The 17,754-nt window shown below is 42.2% G+C and carries 15 protein-coding genes; 7 read left to right on the forward strand and 8 right to left on the reverse strand.

Annotated features, from left to right (window positions below):
* Positions 1-22 precede the first annotated feature (22 nt).
* Positions 23-1,258, forward strand: coding sequence for an HlyC/CorC family transporter (locus LQZ19_RS06625; protein WP_411046875.1), 1,236 nt, complete (start codon positions 23-25; stop codon positions 1,256-1,258).
* Here the strand turns inward: LQZ19_RS06625 and LQZ19_RS06630 are convergent.
* From LQZ19_RS06630 to LQZ19_RS06655, 6 genes are all read right to left on the reverse strand, one after another.
* Positions 1,151-1,462 carry an addiction module antidote protein gene (locus tag LQZ19_RS06630; RefSeq protein ID WP_411046876.1) on the reverse strand — a complete coding sequence of 104 codons (312 nt, stop codon included), beginning with the start codon at positions 1,460-1,462 and terminating at the stop codon, positions 1,151-1,153. The genes LQZ19_RS06625 and LQZ19_RS06630 overlap by 108 nt on opposite strands.
* Before the next feature lie 50 nt (positions 1,463-1,512).
* Complete coding sequence (locus LQZ19_RS06635; protein ID WP_411046877.1) at positions 1,513-2,412, reverse strand: nucleotidyl transferase AbiEii/AbiGii toxin family protein; 900 nt, start codon at positions 2,410-2,412, stop codon at positions 1,513-1,515.
* 5 nt (positions 2,413-2,417) lie between these two features.
* Positions 2,418-3,050 (reverse strand): type IV toxin-antitoxin system AbiEi family antitoxin domain-containing protein, encoded by a 633-nt coding sequence (locus tag LQZ19_RS06640; RefSeq protein ID WP_411046878.1) that lies wholly within the window; start codon positions 3,048-3,050, stop codon positions 2,418-2,420.
* A 53-nt stretch (positions 3,051-3,103) separates the two neighbouring features.
* Positions 3,104-3,730, reverse strand: a complete 627-nt coding sequence (locus LQZ19_RS06645; protein WP_411046879.1) for a hypothetical protein — start codon at positions 3,728-3,730, stop codon at positions 3,104-3,106.
* Between the two features lie 3 nt (positions 3,731-3,733).
* The gene (locus tag LQZ19_RS06650; protein ID WP_411046880.1) at positions 3,734-4,444 is read right to left on the reverse strand and encodes a type II toxin-antitoxin system RelB/DinJ family antitoxin; all 711 of its coding nucleotides are present in this window, start codon (positions 4,442-4,444) and stop codon (positions 3,734-3,736) included.
* A gap of 162 nt (positions 4,445-4,606) precedes the next feature.
* On the reverse strand, positions 4,607-4,903 hold the full coding sequence (locus LQZ19_RS06655; RefSeq protein WP_411046881.1) for a hypothetical protein: 297 nt from the start codon (positions 4,901-4,903) through the stop codon (positions 4,607-4,609).
* Between the two features lie 576 nt (positions 4,904-5,479).
* Between LQZ19_RS06655 and LQZ19_RS06660 the strand changes: the two genes are divergently transcribed.
* Genes LQZ19_RS06660 through LQZ19_RS06670 form a run of 3 tightly spaced genes read left to right on the forward strand, consistent with a single transcriptional unit; the run spans position 5,480 to position 6,247 of the window.
* Complete coding sequence (locus LQZ19_RS06660; RefSeq protein ID WP_411046882.1) at positions 5,480-5,758, forward strand: PIN domain-containing protein; 279 nt, start codon at positions 5,480-5,482, stop codon at positions 5,756-5,758.
* The gene (locus LQZ19_RS06665; protein WP_411046883.1) at positions 5,755-6,012 is read left to right on the forward strand and encodes a PIN domain-containing protein; all 258 of its coding nucleotides are present in this window, start codon (positions 5,755-5,757) and stop codon (positions 6,010-6,012) included. Before LQZ19_RS06660 ends, LQZ19_RS06665 begins: the two co-directional genes overlap by 4 nt.
* A complete protein-coding gene (locus LQZ19_RS06670; protein ID WP_411046884.1) occupies positions 5,984-6,247 on the forward strand; it encodes a hypothetical protein in 264 nt (87 codons plus the stop codon). Before LQZ19_RS06665 ends, LQZ19_RS06670 begins: the two co-directional genes overlap by 29 nt.
* A 190-nt stretch (positions 6,248-6,437) precedes the next feature.
* Here the strand turns inward: LQZ19_RS06670 and LQZ19_RS06675 are convergent, their stop codons facing one another.
* Positions 6,438-7,040, reverse strand: a complete 603-nt coding sequence (locus tag LQZ19_RS06675) for a type IV toxin-antitoxin system AbiEi family antitoxin domain-containing protein (protein WP_411046885.1) — start codon at positions 7,038-7,040, stop codon at positions 6,438-6,440.
* A gap of 215 nt (positions 7,041-7,255) precedes the next feature.
* Here LQZ19_RS06675 and LQZ19_RS06680 point away from each other — a divergent pair, with 215 nt between their 5' ends.
* From LQZ19_RS06680 to LQZ19_RS06690, 3 genes are all read left to right on the forward strand, one after another.
* Positions 7,256-11,083, forward strand: coding sequence for an ATP-dependent DNA helicase (locus LQZ19_RS06680; protein WP_411046886.1), 3,828 nt, complete (start codon positions 7,256-7,258; stop codon positions 11,081-11,083).
* 4 nt (positions 11,084-11,087) lie between these two features.
* Positions 11,088-15,866: a DEAD/DEAH box helicase gene (locus LQZ19_RS06685; RefSeq protein ID WP_411046887.1), complete on the forward strand. Its 4,779-nt coding sequence runs from the start codon at positions 11,088-11,090 to the stop codon at positions 15,864-15,866.
* A gap of 780 nt (positions 15,867-16,646) precedes the next feature.
* Positions 16,647-17,057 carry a (deoxy)nucleoside triphosphate pyrophosphohydrolase gene (locus LQZ19_RS06690; protein ID WP_411046888.1) on the forward strand — a complete coding sequence of 137 codons (411 nt, stop codon included), beginning with the start codon at positions 16,647-16,649 and terminating at the stop codon, positions 17,055-17,057.
* Between the two features lie 299 nt (positions 17,058-17,356).
* Here LQZ19_RS06690 and LQZ19_RS06695 read toward each other — a convergent pair whose 3' ends face one another.
* Positions 17,357-17,515, reverse strand: coding sequence for a hypothetical protein (locus LQZ19_RS06695; RefSeq protein WP_411046889.1), 159 nt, complete (start codon positions 17,513-17,515; stop codon positions 17,357-17,359).
* Positions 17,516-17,754 lie beyond the last annotated feature (239 nt).

Genomic DNA, 17,754 nt, shown 5'->3' on the forward strand with positions numbered 1-17,754 from the left:
GAAAAAATGCTATACTTTCTTTATGGACCCTGATAGTATTGTCATTATTCTGGCTTTGGTGGGCCTGCTCCTCTGTTCGGCCTTTTTTTCCGCCTCCGAGACCGCCTTTTCCTCTCTGAACCGTATCAAGCTGAAAAACTTGGCTAATAGCGGGAATAAACGGGCTGCTCTGGCCTTAAAATTGGCGGAAAACTATGATAAACTCCTCTCCACGGTCTTAATTGGGAACAATATTGTTAACATTACCGCCTCCGCCCTGGGTACGGTGCTCTTTGTGGGTATCTTTGGCAGCATCGGAGTGTCCGTATCTACCCTGGTAATCACGGTTATGGTGCTTCTTTTCGGGGAAATCTCTCCAAAAACCATGGCAAAGGAGTCTCCCGAGGATTTTGCCATGGTTTCCGCCCCTATTCTGCGGTTTTTTATCTATATATTTTTACCCCTAAACCGGCTTTTCACCCTTTGGAAGGGCTTCATCGTCAAACTATTCCGGGTTAAGACGGATCGTTCGGTCACCGAGGCGGAACTGCTTACCTTTGTGGAGGAAGTCCGGGCGGAGGGGGGCATCAACGCCCAGGAAGAGGCCATGATACGCCGGACCATCGAATTTGACGACCTCACCGCCGCGGAGATTGTAACCCCCCGGGTGGACGTAGCGGCGGTTGAAATGGCCGAAACTCCGGAACAGATTGAAAAGATATTTTACGAAACCGGTTTTTCCCGCCTGCCGGTATACAAGGAAACCCTGGACAATATCACCGGGGTCATATTGCAAAAAGACTTCCATTACAGCGTACTAAAGCAGGGAAAACCCCTGGCCGGGGTGATAAAACCGGTAGTTTTTGTTACCAAGTCCATCAAAATATCCCGTCTCCTCAAAACGCTCCAGAAAAAGCAGTCCCACATGGCGGTTTTAGTGGATGAGTACGGCGGAACCGTGGGCATTGTGACGATTGAAGACATTTTGGAGGAGCTGGTAGGGGAAATTTGGGATGAACACGACCATGTGGTACAGGCAATCACCGATTTAGGCAACGGCGCCTACCGCATTTTAGGAAATACCGCCCTAAAAGACGTTTTCGACCTCTATTCTATCGAAAATGACGATAAAACCAACGCCACTACCCTGGGCAGCTGGGCCATCGAAACCTTAGGCGGCGTACCCCGGGAAGGGGACAGCTTCACCTTCCGGAACCTCACTATCCGAATCACCAAGGCGCTCCGGCACCGGGTATTGGAATTGGTTATTCAGGGGTAAAAAGGATTTATATAGCCCCTCCCGGTTTAGGTTAAGTTCCTGCGCAATCTGGGTCATGCCCTTTGAACGGGCGATATCGCCAATAGTCGAAAGGAGAAATTCAGGATCGTTTTCTTCAAGGGCTGCTTCAAGACAGGCAATGACATCTTCTTTGGTTTCTATGTATTCTGCGGGATCCCAATCCTTAACCGTTACCTTTTCCATGTTATTCCTCCTCAAGGGGTATTTTGAAGTCCGAAATGTGGTTGTACCTCTTATATCCGTCCAAGATCAGTATGTTTGAAGATTTTTTTATCGTGTTTTTCCTGTCTGTAAAAGGTTTCAAGGGCATTTAAGAAAATATCTCTAGTCCAGGTATTTACCATATCCCGTTCTACCGGATTGACGAACCGAATAACATCCCGTTTGACCATTTCCATATTGAGGCTGATTATTTTTTCCTGTAGAGCTTTCTCAAACCAGTCCTTGGTTACTTTGATATTTTTTCCTTGCCATGGCCCATTTCGATTAATGGCATCCGATAAATACTGATAATTCGGTTCTATCTTTTTGCCCATATACCAAAGAAAATCATACCAGTCCCGGCCTTTCACATAATCGCCATAATCCCGGCATAATAGCGCATGGGCTTTGCCGGAGAACAAGGTAGGCATATCATTTAAACGAATTTTAGACGAATAGGGAAACCTGATGTCCGCTTCTTCACTAACACCCCCATCAGGCGGGTTGCTATCCATTTCCAATTTTACCATAATTTTTTTCGGATGCTCAATTCTCGTAGCCCATTCAAAATCAAGCATTCTCCCAATAGAAAGATCCCTTATTTCAGCAATAACAACAGGGCTATCCCGGATCGATTTATCGTAAAGTTCCAAGGAACAGCCATACTCCTTCATACGATCCTGAACTTGAACAAGATATTTTTTCCATTCAAATTTCCCCTGCTTTTTTATTAATGAAAAGTCTAAATCCTGAGAATACCGATTAAGACCATAAAATATCCGCAGTGCTGTCCCACCATGAAATGAGGCGTTTTCAAAGAAATCTGTTTCTGACAAACCGGCTAATATGATTTTTTGTAAAAGTTCACCTGCGGCCAATTCTTGATCATTCGCGGTGGTTATATCGTATTTTTTTATCTCATCCAGGAACAAGTTGCTCATACCCCTAATTCCTTTCGTATTCCCTCAAGAAAAGTCGTTACGTTTTCCATATCATAATTACCCTCTAATTCCTCAAAATCGGCAGCCGTAAGGGTCTGTAGATTTTCAATATCAATCCTCAGGGACTTCCGGAGAGGTTTGAGACTATGCCAGTCATACTCAAAGGCATACACATAATCTGCCAGGGCTTTAAGGGGTTTTGCTTCAATTATTGTATAATTGGTATAGCCCGTAGTATATGTTCCAGCCATGTAGTTTTTCTGCGGTACCCGCGTGTAAGAATAAACCGCAAAGGGGGTCTTTATCTCAAAAGACGGTTTCGGACTTACACTGGCAATTTCATACACAAATTCGGGTATCCAGCCGGAATCCCAAAGAGCGGTCTCAAAACTGATATAGCTTGTAGGCACAAAAAGACTAGCCAGTACATGCTCATTTATCACCGCCTTTCGGAATATCTTATTCAGGGTATAAAACCCCCGCCTAATTCTGACAATATCACCGGAAGCAATAGCCCGGCTCATCTGGCAATACCGTACATGGTCATCGGGCTCCAGACTTTTTATATCATCAGCGGTAAATATTACCGGGAGTTTATGCTCTATTATAGAACGGGTTAATCTTATCATATTTTACCTATCGGTTTCCGATAGTTTCTATTATAGCTTAAAAACCAGGAAAATCAAGTCCCCGGATTATTCGGAATTATGTTTTTCAGCAAATTTTCTACAAGTGCCTTAAACGCCATTTTATCATCCGGATGAACCTCTTTGTAAACATCATATTTTTCATAAGGCGTTTGATACATGAGACCAACACTTAGTACATCTGCAAATAATTCGCTCTGTTTTGCTGCTTCATCTTGTTTTAAGCGGGGAAAACAAAGTTTTTGTAAGTTGTCAATAATATCATCGGGAACCTTGGAAACATCTCCAAAATATCGTGCATGAATTGCATGTCCCAATTCGTGAAACAGTACAGCTTCCGGATTTATCTCACCCGGACCTTTTTCTTTCATATGATAGAGGAAGAAATGGGGATCCCTATTTTCTTCGTTTATGGGGGTTGCACATTCGCTATTATATATTTTATGACTATAGGGCATTCGGATAAAAAAGGCTTGTCCGCTTGGGAAAATTTTACTGGAGAATGAATATTTTTCATCCAGATACTTGAGAATGGTTTTCAACGATGATTTTGATATACACTCTCCAACCGGCTGTTTATAATTAGAATTATTGAGTTCATTATTTCGTATGCATCCAACATAGTATGTTTCCTGTTCATACAAACCTCCGATATGCTCCATTGATTAATAATCATCCATAGTCATAAAATTGGGATCATTCGGGTCATAGGGAAGTTCCCAATTTTCCTCGTAGAAAATTTCAAAAATATTCAATTCCGATTCTTCCACATGAGAAAAAACCTGCATTAACCGCTCAAAAAGGATTCGATGTATCCTTGTACGCTTGGCGTTAGTTCCTTTAAGATAAAATCCTAATACCGGCAATAGTTCGGGACCAATTTCATTACGTCCATTAGGAACAGGAAGAGAATAAATAAGATGAAGCCCTTCGTCCCTGAAGAGTTTTTCAAAAGATTTCGACGCGCCATATTCTTTGTCTTCTCTATCTATAAAAACACGGGCCCAAAAAACGTCCTCTTTCCATTCACCGCCGGCTTTTCCCTTCGTATCTTCAATAGCTTTGGCTAACCAAGATTCCAGCTTTGCCTTGAAAAGAGGCGTCGTTCTGTCAAGCAAAAAGGTATATAGATCCTGACAGCCGTAGTAGGTACCCGGTAGTTCTATGCCATAGCAATAGGCTGGCTTAACATCGTCAAATAAATCGGCCGACTTTGGCAATCTTACTTTGAAAGGTATACCGCCTTCCAACCCCACTTGGTTAAGAAAAATCGTTATTGCATCGGGAATAGACATACCTAGGCTCTTTAAAACCTTACCAGCCCTTTGTTGAATTTCCGGGTCAATACGAATATGTAAATTGTTAGTTTTGGCCATAAAAACCCTCTGGCTTTAATATAACACAATTGGTTTACATTTGCAACACATTTGTGAACCTCAGGAAGATGTTAGATGAATTTTAGTACAAAACTTTCACCACCTATAGGGAGTAGTGAAACTTCCGATGTAACTTCATAGATCTCCGGCATGGGTGGTGATTCAGGAATTCATGGAAGTATGACGGGTTACTTGGTAACCGGCTCGCGGGGCGCCGCTCTTATTTAATGCTGCGGCCCTTGGTTCCGGGGCTTGCTGCGGACATGGCGGTCTGATGGACGCGGTCCTGGGAAGTATCGGCGGGTGATGCCAGGCTGGGGGGGTAATCCCATGCCGGGCAAGTGTTTCCCGTGCCTTATTGTTGAGGTAGTCGCATTTTTCCTGAACCGTCATTCCCGCCGTTTCATCCTGGAGCTTGAGCCGGGCGGCATGGATTTCCTTTATTGGCCCATCTTCCATGTAGGGATCGTTGTCGTTTCCAGGTAAATTCGTGGCGTTCTCATTTAGCGGACTCCTCTAAGATTGTTCCAAAACCATCCAGGACGCGCCAGGCGGGCCGTGGCGGGGTTTTCCAGGGCTGGGCTGCATCCCTCTCCTCCCTCTCTCTCCCCTCCCCTCTCCTCTCTCTCTTTTCCCCTCGTTTCCTTAAGACGGTCAAGACCTGTATTTTTACATTGACAGGGAAAGCGGCCTAGCCTATATTCTAAGTATCTGGCGTACCGAAAATGCGCAGGGGACACCGCAAGGTGTTGCTGGGTCGGCGCCCTGGCTAAACCAGATATTTAACCGTTTTGGGGTCGTTCCCAGATATGAAGGAAAATCAAGTCTGACAGGCCCTGAATCTTCCTGGATTGTCCTGCCATTTCTCATTTTGCTCATAGTTCTTGCTCATAGTTTACCCCTTCCAAGTTTGAACCGTCCTATCCCAAGAGATAATACCCTTCCAAAATCACCCATTTTTTTGCCCCCTAACTCACTATTGCATATTCCCAATTCCGGTTAAATACGCTAAACTAGGAGTAGGAAGTTTAAGCAATGGCTACTGCCCGAATTTATCTTGAAACCACGATGTTCAGTTTTTACTACGAAATGCGGGAAGAACCACATTACCAGGAATACAAGGCCCAGGTCCGGCAGATTTTTGACCAGATAAAAGCCGGAAAATATGTGCCTTTTACTTCTGAATATGCCACCGATGAGATTGCGAACGAAAAGGACCCTGAAAAACGGGAAAAAATGGCCGCCCTTATTACCGAATACGGCGTTAAACTATTAGAGAAAACTGATGAAGTGAAACTTCTAGATGCCGCATGAGCGGCTACTTTGCTGCCCTGTATATTGCGGAAGAGGCGATTTCCCCGGCATGGCCATCCGATGCAGCCCATATTGCCATAACAGCGGTCAACGGATTAGACTTCATTGTAAGCCTTAATTTTACCCACATAGCTCGGCCCTGGACTGTTGAACGAGTTCGCCGGGTCAATGCAAGGGAAAATTATAAGAGCATAGGCATATATAAACCATTGGAGGTACTGGAAAGTGAAGACAATACAGGAATATTTGACTGATCCCCGGATTATCAATGATCCGTGTATGGCAAAGGCGCTTGATCCCATAAAAGAAATACACGCTGCCCGGTTAAAAATCCAGGATGAGACTTCCGGTATGACCGCCAGTGAGGAAGCGGCCTATCACAAGAAAAATATTGATGCGCTATTTTCCAGCAAAGGTCGTCCTTCGCCGCAATTTGTCAATTTGTCCGGCCAAGGCAAACTCCAGCCTAGGGTATCCGTAGGTAAATGAACCCTGTTACACAGAGCATTATTCCTAATTCCCGCTGCCGCCCTTATTTGACACTACGGCGCTGGGGTCCGGAGCTTGTGGCTTGAAACATATCTGTAGCATCCGGCATACCTATAGGCGGCGCCTTGCTTCCTTTCGGCAGCTGCTCTCATATTGTGGTTAGGCTCAGAGCTTTGCCCTTCACTACGAATCAAACCAGAACCTCCAGGTATGGGTGTATTACCCCTTCAATCTGGAGGAGTTTGGCATATTCATAGAGCTTTTGCAGGTTTTTCTTCCCGGTCATATATTTTTTCAGTACTTCCAGGGCGACATCCTTCCCGATTTTTAGCCGATTCCTGATAAAATCGCATACGGTACGCTCCCGGTCATACATCTTTAGGGTATGGTTATCAACCAGAATGGTCTCAATACCCACCGGATAGATATGATTAGCTGATTTATGGACCGTAACATGCATATTTCCTGGCAGCGCCGGGGTCCGCATGGATACCGGCAGGGTGATTTCGATGGATTGGGGGATTACCGTGGTCAGATCATGGTATTGGGCGGCTGAAAAGAATGAGACAATGCCTTCGGGAATGAGGGAGGCAAGGATATCCATATCGTTTAGGGTTTCCGCAAAGGGACCCCAAGCATAGTACCCCCTTCGGACTTGTGAAAGATGCCCATCCTTAACCATTTCGGCTATGTCCTTACTGCAAAACTTAGCGGAGCGGAGATTAGCCGACCTGAGAATAGGTCCATCTGCCTTAAAAAGCTCTTCTAGTTTTTGTATGCGTGTTACGGTCATTCTTTTACCCTCAATTTGTATGTATTGACAGACAATACAATACATTTTGAATATAAATGTGTACTTGAAGTATGTCAAGCGATAAATGGGTTTCTTGATAATATCATTACGTATGATGGCCTCAGGAAGAAGCTAGATGAATTTTAGTATAAAATGTTATACTTTCTCAGTGCTAACTTGAATAAAAGTGGTTATTCCCAAAATGAGGTTTGAATATGCCAGTTCAACATCTTTCGATCCGTGTTCCCTGGAAGGATAACGGCTATGATGGTCGTATTTGCGATAAACCATGCCAGAACAATGCCTGCCTGCGGCTGAAGGGCATCGTTGAAAACCGCGATGAAGAATTTGAAGCCCAGCACGCAGGCCAGCCGATTTGTGGTCATGAAAACCAGATTGTATGCCTTGGGGAGGGCGGGGTATTTATGTCTCCCCTGGCGCTCCAAAGAACAACTATTCATCCCTATAAAAACAGCAATTCCATAACCCATGGGCATTTTTCGCCGACCAACGTAATTTACCCTGAGTTTTCATTGCCCGCCCGGCCATTCCGGTGGACCTTCAAACCGGGGGTCAGAGGCCCGGCAAGGGATCTTGCGGGAATATACGGTATTGATTACCGGCCTGACAGGGAGCCTGATTTAGGCTGGACTACTCCCTGGGTGCAGGAGGGTGAAAATCACAAAACAATTTTCGATTTTTTTTACAAAAATATCCAGCCAAGTAAATCCCTTTGCGTTGCTTACGCCAAACAGGTTCCGTTTATCGATGATCAAAGACGGATAGTGATAGGGCTGGGCTTTGTAACGGATATTACACGGGAGATTGAGCATAACCATTCACCAATTCCCGCGAGCTTGGGATGGTCCGGAACTTCACGGCTTTGGGAAACCATGATTCATCATTCTATCAGAAATGATCGGCAAAATGGCTTTGTATTCCCCTATTATGAACTGATGGAGTATGCGAAGGAAAACCCCGATTTCGATATTTCCACAGCGACTGTTTTTGCATCTGACGATTTTCGTGAAGAATTTTCCTACGCTACGGAACATCTGTCATATGATGCTGTCATAGACGTGCTGAATCAGAGTCTTAAAGTGCTGGAAGTTATTAAGTCCATAATCCCCAGGTCAGGTAATTGGGATGCCTGTATTTTATGGACAAAGGACCGTATTACCGAAGTATTGGAACAGCGCGGTGCGTTTCCCGGTCTTGGCGCCATGCTCTGTGCTTTCGGTTTTTCTGATGGTTTGCGTATAGCCGATGATGTAAAGGATGATCTCCCGTCCGGTTATGGTGAATCTGATCTATGGGCTGGGGTTGACGATGTAATCAAAAAACTGCCACCCAGGGATGACACCATGAAAACTGCATGGAGAGGCTTGCCGGATCAACGGAAGATGTTATTTCGTCTATTGGCACGTTTTTCCCTCTCTGCGGACAAGAATATTTATATTTCCGGCAGCGTCAAATATGAAAACCTGGTTATGGCTTCCATAGCAGAAACACTTTTTCGCCCCGAATACCGGCGAAAAAAGAACATCCGCTGTTCTGACGAAGATGTCATCAATAATCCCTATGTTTTATACGAAATGACACGGCTTCTCGAAGATAAATTGTACATACCGGTGAAGAAAGTGGATTTGGCAGTTTTTCCGGTTCCCTTCATTGCGGACCGTTTCCCCTTACCCAAGCCTGCCGGATTGGATTCCGGAACGGACAAACGCCGCATTCGGGCTTGGGCTGTAAGCCTGTTGGAAGAATGTACAGAAAGGGGACACACTTTTTATCCCCAATCCCTGCTTGGGGAAGCAATAAACAACTTGACAATATATCCGCCATGCCCGGTAACGGGGGACATATTATTAAATACCGAAATTGAAGGCTTTTTTGCCAGGGAGTTCTGTAAATTTGAATGTATAAAGGCCGGAACAAAGGAACCGGCTTTTCAGCTGAATCGTTTGCGGAAAATTGATGAATTAATCCAACAGTCTGTTGAAAAGCGTTTAAACGCAAAGCGCCATGTTGTCGATGAAGACTGGGAAAAATTAATAAACGAGGCATTCCCGAATCCGAATAACGAAGAACTTGAAAAACACGCCCATGATGAGAAAATCGCTATCCTCAAAGAACTTGCCGCCGCCAGCATTTCTGTGCTTATCGGCGGTGCGGGAACAGGTAAGACAACTTTGCTTTCAATATTGTGCAGCTCACCGGCTGTTAAAAACGGCGGCCTTCTCCTTCTGGCCCCCACGGGCAAAGCCCGGGTACGCATGATGCAGGCCATGAAGGATAGAGGGGTAGATTCCAAGGCGCTGACGGTAGCGCAGTTCCTTGGACGCAATGACCGTTTTGATTTTCGTTCAATGCGATATCATCTGTCTGACAAGCTGGCAGAGGATGTTCCTGACACGGTCATTATTGACGAAAGTTCAATGCTGACGGAAGAGATGTTCGGCGCACTTATCCAGGCGCTAAAATTGAAAGCCCGGCGGATTATTTTTGTTGGCGATCCCAACCAGTTACCGCCAATAGGCCCGGGCAAACCCTTTGTGGATCTGGTCAGGCGCCTTAATCAAAATATACCCGCCTTTCCCAAGGTTGGGCTTTCCTACGGCGAGCTGACCGTAGGAAGACGGCAGCGCCCGGATATTGATGGAACGCCCAGAATTGATGCCCAGTTTGCCCAATGGTTTGTCCGTGATTTTCCTGATGCTGAAGAATCACTTTTCGCTGATCTTCAGGGCAATCAGTGTGGCAAACACCTTGCTTTCAAAAGATGGCAGACAAATGAGGATCTGGAACAGATGATCCTCCAAACCATAGCGGAAGAAACGGGAATAAAAGATACCGATGATATTCAGGGTTTTAATATCAGCCTTGGTGGAACATTTTCAGATGGCTATTGCTGGTTTAATACAGGGAGCGCCGGAAAAGCTGAAAATTGGCAGATTTTGGCCCCCGTCCGGGGAATGCCCTATGGAGTGACAAATATCAACCATGTCCTTCATCAAAAGTACCGGGCTGATACCATTAAATTGGCCTTAGAGGGAGAATATAACGAAAGAAAAGATTGTTGTTTTCCTGTAATTCACCAGCCCTTTGGAGCTGAAAGTATTGTATATGGCGACAAGGTCATCAATATTAAAAACAGCGCCGAACGCGAAGTTGACCCCGAAGAAAACGCATTGAATTATGTCGCCAATGGAGAAGTGGGCCTGGACGTCAGCCCCTATGGACGCGATTGGGATAAATATCCGAACACAAAAGAGGGGCATCATAAGTTTTACGAGTCTTTAAAGTCGATGTGGATAGAATTGTCATCACAGTCAGGATTTTGCTACAAATATAATGAATCCGAATTCGGCGAAGAAAGCGAAGCTGCCTTGGAACTTGCTTACGCACTGACAGTTCACAAGGCCCAAGGCAGCCAGTTTAAGAAAGTTATCCTGATTATAAGTGAACCCTGCCGTCTTTTGTCCACAGAGCTTCTTTATACCGCATTAACACGCCAGACTGAACGTATTGTCATACTTTATAACGACAACGCTTATAAGCTCCGTAATTATTCACTACCGTCATATTCGGATGTTGCAAGCCGCTTAACTTGTCTTTTTAAGGAATGTCCGGAAATTATTGAGCATGAAAAACGCTGGTATGATAAAAAACTCATTCATAAAACTGCACGAGGAGAGCTGGTGCGCTCCAAATCGGAAGTCATCATCGCCAATGCGCTTCATTCCCATGGACTTCCCTATTTGTATGAAAAAGAGCTGGCCTTTGGGAATGAACGAAAATTACCTGATTTTACCATAGATGATGCCGAAAGCGGTCGGGTTTTTTATTGGGAGCATCTTGGTATGCTGGGAGATCCCGAATACGCACAGCGCTGGGAAACAAAAAGGCAGTGGTATGCAGATCACGGTATTTTAGAAAATGAAAGCGGTGAAAACGGCGTCCTCATCACTTCGCGCGATCAACTTAACGGTGGTATAGACGCCCAGGAAATTGAGAATATCATAAAGAAATATTTGGAGTAAAAGCATGACGGATCAACAGATGCAGTGGTTTGCAGCATTAACGAAAGACAGGGAGGAAAACGCAAAAACTCTTGAGAAGCCATCAATGCGCGGTGTTCAGCGCAGCGTTGTTGACAAATATTCCGATCAGGCTCATTTTATCTACGAATTGCTCCAAAATGCAGACGATGTGCAGGCAACAATAGCAAATTTTATTCTTAAGCGGGATGGGTTAGTTTTTATCCATAACGGATCAATACGTTTTTCGATTACAAATCCAACTAATGAAGAAGAAGACACTGAAAGCGGGAATCTCGGCCATATCAATTCAATTACTTCTATTGCAAATTCAAATAAAACAGAGGCTACTATAGGCAAATTTGGAGTTGGTTTTAAAGCTGTTTTTCAATATACTCAAACTCCGCATGTTTATGATCCGGAAGTGCAGTTTAAGATTGAGCGTTTTATTGTGCCACAATTATTGGAAAATGATTTCTTCGGAAGAAAGGTTGACGAAACGGTTTTTTGGTTCCCGTTTAATCATGAGAAAAAGACTGCCGAGCTTGCTTATAGCGATATCTCGGAAATATTGAAGGGCCTGGTTTCGCCTACATTGTTTTTATCAAATATCAACAACGTTTTATATCAAACTCCTGACTCAAAAGGCGAGTACTTAAAAATAGTTGAAGATCCGGTTGAATACGGAAACATAACATCTCATTTTATTACCCTCCTGCAAACGAGCAATGAAACTACAGTTGAACAAAAACTTTGGCTTTTTTCCCGGACTATTAACGAAAACAAGCATCCATATTGCATTGGATTCTATATGGAAAATAACAGGGTTATTCCTGTTAATCAGCCTGCATTTTGTTTCTTTCCTACCAAAGAAAACACAAAGCTAAAATTTATCATTCATGCTCCATTTCTTCTCATTGACAGCCGGGAAGGAATAAAGGCGGGTGAAAAATGGAATATATCACTTGTTCAAAAACTCGCAGAACTTGCTGCAGACAGTCTTTTGCTCTTACGGGATAATAAGCTCATAGACGATACTATAATTAATATTATTCCTTATGATGAATCTGATTTTGTGGAAGTGGGAGACAAGAGAACTATATCATTTAAACCCTTTTATTCAAAAATCAGGGAAGTATTTAATACCAAAACTCTCCTTCCGGCAAATAATAAGAATTATGTATCTAAAGAAAGCGCTTATTGGTTTCAGGATAAACCTATTATTGATATATTTCCCGATGAACAGCTCAGGCAATTAATTGGAACCCCGGAAGCCAATTGGGTTTTCCGGAGTATTGCACGAAATCAATTTGACGGTTCTGATAAAAAAGGAAAGTATCTGGAACAATGTGTTACTGAATCATTTGACATGCCCGGTTTATTGCGAAAAATTGACCCTGTTTTTATAGAAAATCAGACAGAAAGATGGCTGCATAAATTTTATGAATATTTAAACGGCTCCACTGATCGCGCTAAAATTGTACGCAAAAGTCCAATATTTCTCGACCAGGAAGGAAATGCTGTTTCTGCGTATGATAAAAATGATAAATTAATTTTATTTCTTCCCGATGATAACATTTCAGGATATATAACTGTTAAAAAAGAATTGCTCTCAAACGAAACTACCCGTGAATTTATTGAGAAAAAGCTTGAAATAAGAAAACCAAGCCTGGACAGTGAAATATATAATAAACTGATACCAGCATATAACTCAAACAATGAAATTGATTCGACCTACTATTTTAAAAAGTTTTTTCAATTTTTTAACGGACTTCCGTCTAACAAAATTACGGAATTTATTGATTTAGTAAAAAATATACCATTTTTAGAATGGAAATCGGCTAATGATAGTTCAATTTCTACAGGAGCGGCTTCGAATATTTATTATCCTTCAGAGGATCTGCAAAAATGGTTTTCATCAAACAACGAAACAAAATTTTTATGTTTAGACAGATACCATGCCGTGTTAAATGAAAATGACTGGACGCAATTTGAGGATTTTATTTCCAATTTGGGAATACAAAGATTGCCTATAATCAATGAACTTAAAGATAATAATATGCCTGGCTTGGAAAATAAAGGGAATTATCAGAATGAATTTACCGATAAGTATATTGATGGTATTGAATATGTGTTAAAAAACATGAACAAAGAATTTTCCAAAATAATTTGGAAATATTTGTTGAATGGAGTATTTAGGGGAAATTTGAGAGGCATTCAAAAATATCATATTCCTTATGCCTGGCATAATACCACTGAATATTTTGATTCCTCCGCAATGCAGCTTTTGCAATCGTCCCCCTGGATACTGAACAATAACGATGAACTTATTTCTGTAAGCGAAACTGCCGTTCAAACACTTTCTCCTGATTATGATACTTCCAGTCCTGAAGCATTGGCGCTTATTAAATTTTTAGGGATTGAAGATGAATCAGAATCCATTGCAAACTTGAATGAAGAACAAATTTATTTGATTAATCTTGGGAAACTTGTAAAAGAAACCGGGGCATCTACGGACGAACTTAAGCAGGCGTTGGAACTAATTAAAAATCGGAGGCAAGTTTCACCCGAGACCCTGGATGTTGATTCGGTTAAATCAGTGGCAGACAGGATGGAAAATAACATTTTAAGCCAAGCCCCCGCATCAACGGGTTCAAAAATTGTTGATAACATAATAAAACGAATCGAAAAACAAAATAATACTATAGATTGCGGAAATAAATCTGATGGGACATTTTCTTCTGATAATGAACATGAAGATGAAACCGAAGATGAAGATGAAAATACGCCACATCCTGTTAATTATAAAAAGAAAATAGAACGTTTGGAAGATCGCAGCTCCCGTGAGATCACCAGTCTTAACCGTGCACAGGAATATGTTGATATAATTGCATCCTCTGAAAAATATAGCTTTATTTGGTTTAAGGCTCTGCTGGAACTTGAAGGCATGGAAAATGGGGATGACGAATCCGGCAGCAAGCGTATTTCAATCAGCTTTGGCAAAGTTGAAAAAGAACCGGAAACTGAAAAAACTATTGTTTTGAAACATCCAAATCATTATATCCCGGCTAAAATAGAGGAATTATCAGATATACGCCTTGATATTGATACCAAAAACGGAAAACGTGATATTAAAATAGAATCTGTCAGTGTAAATGGATATACCTTGAAAGCCAGATTGAAATCTCCTGAAGAAATAAAAAACATTGATCTTGATGATATACTCCAGGCAAGGATAGACGTTCAAAGCCCTACCTTCCTAATGAGGACTCTGAAGCAATGTTTTGGCGCATTACCCTTAGATGATAAATACAACTTGAAAGATAATCTTCCGGAAAACATAGAATTTATATTTGGCCCTCCCGGAACCGGCAAAACTACTTATCTTGCAAATAATATTTTAATACCTTTTATGGATTTAAAAAAAATAAAAATACTGGTACTTACTCCGACCAACAAGGCAGCTGATGTGCTGACCACACGAATCATGGCAAGTATGGGAATAGGTAAGCCTTATAAAAGTTGGCTCGTCCGTTTCGGAACCACCAACGATGAAAGTATTGTTAGGGAAAAAATATTACAAGATCATACTTTTAACCTTGGAAATTTGGACCAGGCAATTGTTGTTACTACGATTGCCCGTTTTACCTATGATGGGTTTAACGAGGGTGATAGCATGAAGAAGTTATTTGAATTAAATTGGGATTACATTGTTTTTGATGAAGCATCAATGATACATCTTGCGAATATCATTTACCCAATTTTCAAAGCAAGGCCGAAAAAATTTATTATCGCCGGCGACCCATTCCAAATCGGACCAATTGTATCAGTAGAGGACTGGAAAGATGAAAATATTTATACAATGGTAAATCTTAAAAAATTTGTAAACCCATCAACGATACCACATGATTTTAAAATCATCAATCTGACAACTCAATATCGCAGTGTTCCCGCAATAGGACAAGTATTCAGTAATTTTATGTATGATGGTATCTTAAAACATAATCGCAGTAATGGGAACGGCTTTACGTTAAAAATTCAAGGAATGAATATCAGCCCCTTAAATATCATCAAATTTCCCGTGAGTGGTTATGAAAGTATTTTTCGGACCAAACAATTACGCGGCGGTTCAAGCTATCAGTCCTATTCAGCCTTATTCACTTTTGAGTTTGTTAAGCATTTATCTAAATATATAGAAACAGAAAAAATACATGCAAGTATTTATAAAATTGGGATAATTTCTCCTTATCGCGCACAAGCTGACTTAATAGATAAATTGATTGCATCTTGGCATAATTTTCCCACCCATATTGATGTCAAATCTGATACTATCCATGGCTTCCAGGGAGACGAGTGTGATATAATCATTGCCGTTTTTAATCCACCACCAAACATTTCTGACAATATATTTTTAAACAGAAAAAACATACTCAATGTGTCCATAAGCAGAGCCAGGGATTATTTATTTCTTTTGATGCCAGATGAAAATACAGAAAATTTTGAAGCTCTTACAAGAGTAAGAAAGATAGAGCGCTTGGTAAAAAAAACCGGTGAATATAGTGAAATTGATTCTAATAGTATAGAGGAACTAATTTTAGGGAATGCGCATTATTTAGAGGAAAACACATTTTCAACCTCACATCAGACCGTAAATGTATATGGAAAACCGGAAAAAATATATGAAGTTAGAAGCGAGGACGTGGCTATTGATGTGCAGTTACATTCAAGGTCACGCCGACTATCAATAACCGATAAAATCCAGATTTCACTACCAACTATCCTGTAATATATAATCCATGGCTGCCGTCATAGGACCACTATGATTCTTAATGTAGGCAACTATATCCAACACATCCGCTTCGGCATTTACGGACCATTTCAGTGAATAGGATGAGGCCATACTGCCTACCTACCGGAGGGCGGCGCCTTGCGCAGACTTTCGTCATGAATCAAACCAGAACCTCCAGGTATGGGTGTATTACCCCTTCAATCTGGAGGAGTTTGGCATATTCATAGAGCTTTTGTAGGTTTTTCTTCCCGGGAACCGCCGCCGAGGTCGCAGGCCGAGATTCCTTCCGGCCATATAATTTTTCAGTACTTCCAGGGCGACAGTAGTTGGTGTTGCTTATGTCAACCGATTTTACCTCACTCCTGGAAACTAGGAGCGAGGTAGGGGGTTTATTTAATACTTATCCCATTCTCAAAAATGGGTTATACTTAAATTAGGATGGATTATGCAGATATCCAAAATATATCTTGAGACGACCATGTTTAACTTCCCCGTATGCCTATAGGAAATTAGAGGATACACCCCAGGAAACCCATAGACTACGGATGTTAAAACTTATCCCGGATTACAGCGGAAACAAACGCCAGTGAAGGGTACAAGGTAAAAAGAAATTCATGCGATAAACAAGAAGTGTATAAATACTGTTGATAGAGCGACTATAAAAACAATAGAGGGTGAAACTGAAATGTATTTTCTTGATATATTCGATGAATACCTTGTAGAAATCCCCGTACTCCTCATTGTTATGAGCGATATAGATCTTATTTTGTATTCAAAATGAAACATCTGGAAGTTGTTGCGGGTATTATAGAATTTGGCGGGAAAATCCTTTGCTTGCAAAAGAATGCGGGTAAATATGATTACATTTCTTACAAGTTTGAGTTTCCGGGTGGGAAGGTTGAGCCAGGGGAGTCTCATTGCCAGGCGTTGATGAGGGAACTTAATGAAGAAATAGCCATGGATATTAAGATCCGGGAGCAGGATTTCTACATGACGGTACATCATAGTTATCCGGACTTTGAAATTGCCCTGTACAGCTTTTTATGCAGGGTAAATGATGGTACTTTTACACTGAAAGAGCACAAAAGTTTTGTATGGCTTAAAAACATGGATTTACTGCGTGTTGATTGGACTGCGGCGGATTTGCCTATAGTCAAGAAATTAATGGATGATATAGCCGAATCGTAAAGAAATAACCAGTCCCGGGAAGAACCACATTACCAGGAATACAAAGCCCAGGTCCGACAGATTTTTGACCAGATAAAAGCCGGAAAATATGCGCCTTATACTTCCCCATATGCAACTGACGAGATCGAAGGCGAAAAAGACCCGGTGAAGCGTCCGTTAAAAACCGCTCCGGGATCATTTTTTCCGAAAGATATACCCCCGCAAGCCGCTGTATTTCATCGGCTGCCGGAAAAACCTCAATGCCGTATTCATTAATGAGGGCCTTCATCTTTCCCCGTTTGTCATCGTCCTGGGTGTCTTCAATACTCCCCCGTGGCATAGGCCGATGTAAAGGGCTGAAACCTCCCTACCTTGATTTCCTCAAATAGGCGCCGGGTATCATCCCGGTACTGGGGCGAATCATCAGCAAAAGGAAAGTTGAACATCGTCGTTTCCAGGTAAATTCGTGGCGTTCTCATTTATCGGACTCCTTTGTGACTTACTCTAAAACCCTCCAGGACGCGCCATGGTGAGGTTTTCCGGGGCCGGGTCAATACCCTCTTTTCCCCTCCCACCAATGTTGTTCATGCGAAGAATAGGACCTTCATCCTCGATTTTTAATCCGTGCATGATCGGGAAATATGCGTTATAGTTAAATTGCACCGGTAAGGGTCGTTCTGGACTAAAGTCCACAGACGTTGGCTAAAGGGGGCGGTTT

It is taken from the genome of Treponema primitia (assembly GCF_046533075.1).
In the GTDB taxonomy this organism is placed as follows: domain Bacteria; phylum Spirochaetota; class Spirochaetia; order Treponematales; family Breznakiellaceae; genus Termitinema; species Termitinema primitia_B.

What these genes read in the sequence shown, in the direction of transcription:
- LQZ19_RS06680 (WP_411046886.1), top strand. Translation starts at nt 7,256, where the DNA reads ATGCCAGTTCAACATCTTTCGATCCGTGTTCCCTGGAAGGATAACGGC.
- LQZ19_RS06695 (WP_411046889.1), bottom strand. Translation starts at nt 17,515, where the DNA reads ATGAGAACGCCACGAATTTACCTGGAAACGACGATGTTCAACTTTCCT.
- LQZ19_RS06625 (WP_411046875.1), top strand. Translation starts at nt 23, where the DNA reads ATGGACCCTGATAGTATTGTCATTATTCTGGCTTTGGTGGGCCTGCTC.
- LQZ19_RS06690 (WP_411046888.1), top strand. Translation starts at nt 16,647, where the DNA reads ATGAAACATCTGGAAGTTGTTGCGGGTATTATAGAATTTGGCGGGAAA.
- LQZ19_RS06655 (WP_411046881.1), bottom strand. Translation starts at nt 4,903, where the DNA reads ATGGAAGATGGGCCAATAAAGGAAATCCATGCCGCCCGGCTCAAGCTC.
- LQZ19_RS06640 (WP_411046878.1), bottom strand. Translation starts at nt 3,050, where the DNA reads ATGATAAGATTAACCCGTTCTATAATAGAGCATAAACTCCCGGTAATA.
- LQZ19_RS06645 (WP_411046879.1), bottom strand. Translation starts at nt 3,730, where the DNA reads ATGGAGCATATCGGAGGTTTGTATGAACAGGAAACATACTATGTTGGA.
- LQZ19_RS06675 (WP_411046885.1), bottom strand. Translation starts at nt 7,040, where the DNA reads ATGACCGTAACACGCATACAAAAACTAGAAGAGCTTTTTAAGGCAGAT.
- LQZ19_RS06660 (WP_411046882.1), top strand. Translation starts at nt 5,480, where the DNA reads ATGGCTACTGCCCGAATTTATCTTGAAACCACGATGTTCAGTTTTTAC.
- LQZ19_RS06650 (WP_411046880.1), bottom strand. Translation starts at nt 4,444, where the DNA reads ATGGCCAAAACTAACAATTTACATATTCGTATTGACCCGGAAATTCAA.
- LQZ19_RS06630 (WP_411046876.1), bottom strand. Translation starts at nt 1,462, where the DNA reads ATGGAAAAGGTAACGGTTAAGGATTGGGATCCCGCAGAATACATAGAA.
- LQZ19_RS06665 (WP_411046883.1), top strand. Translation starts at nt 5,755, where the DNA reads ATGAGCGGCTACTTTGCTGCCCTGTATATTGCGGAAGAGGCGATTTCC.
- LQZ19_RS06685 (WP_411046887.1), top strand. Translation starts at nt 11,088, where the DNA reads ATGACGGATCAACAGATGCAGTGGTTTGCAGCATTAACGAAAGACAGG.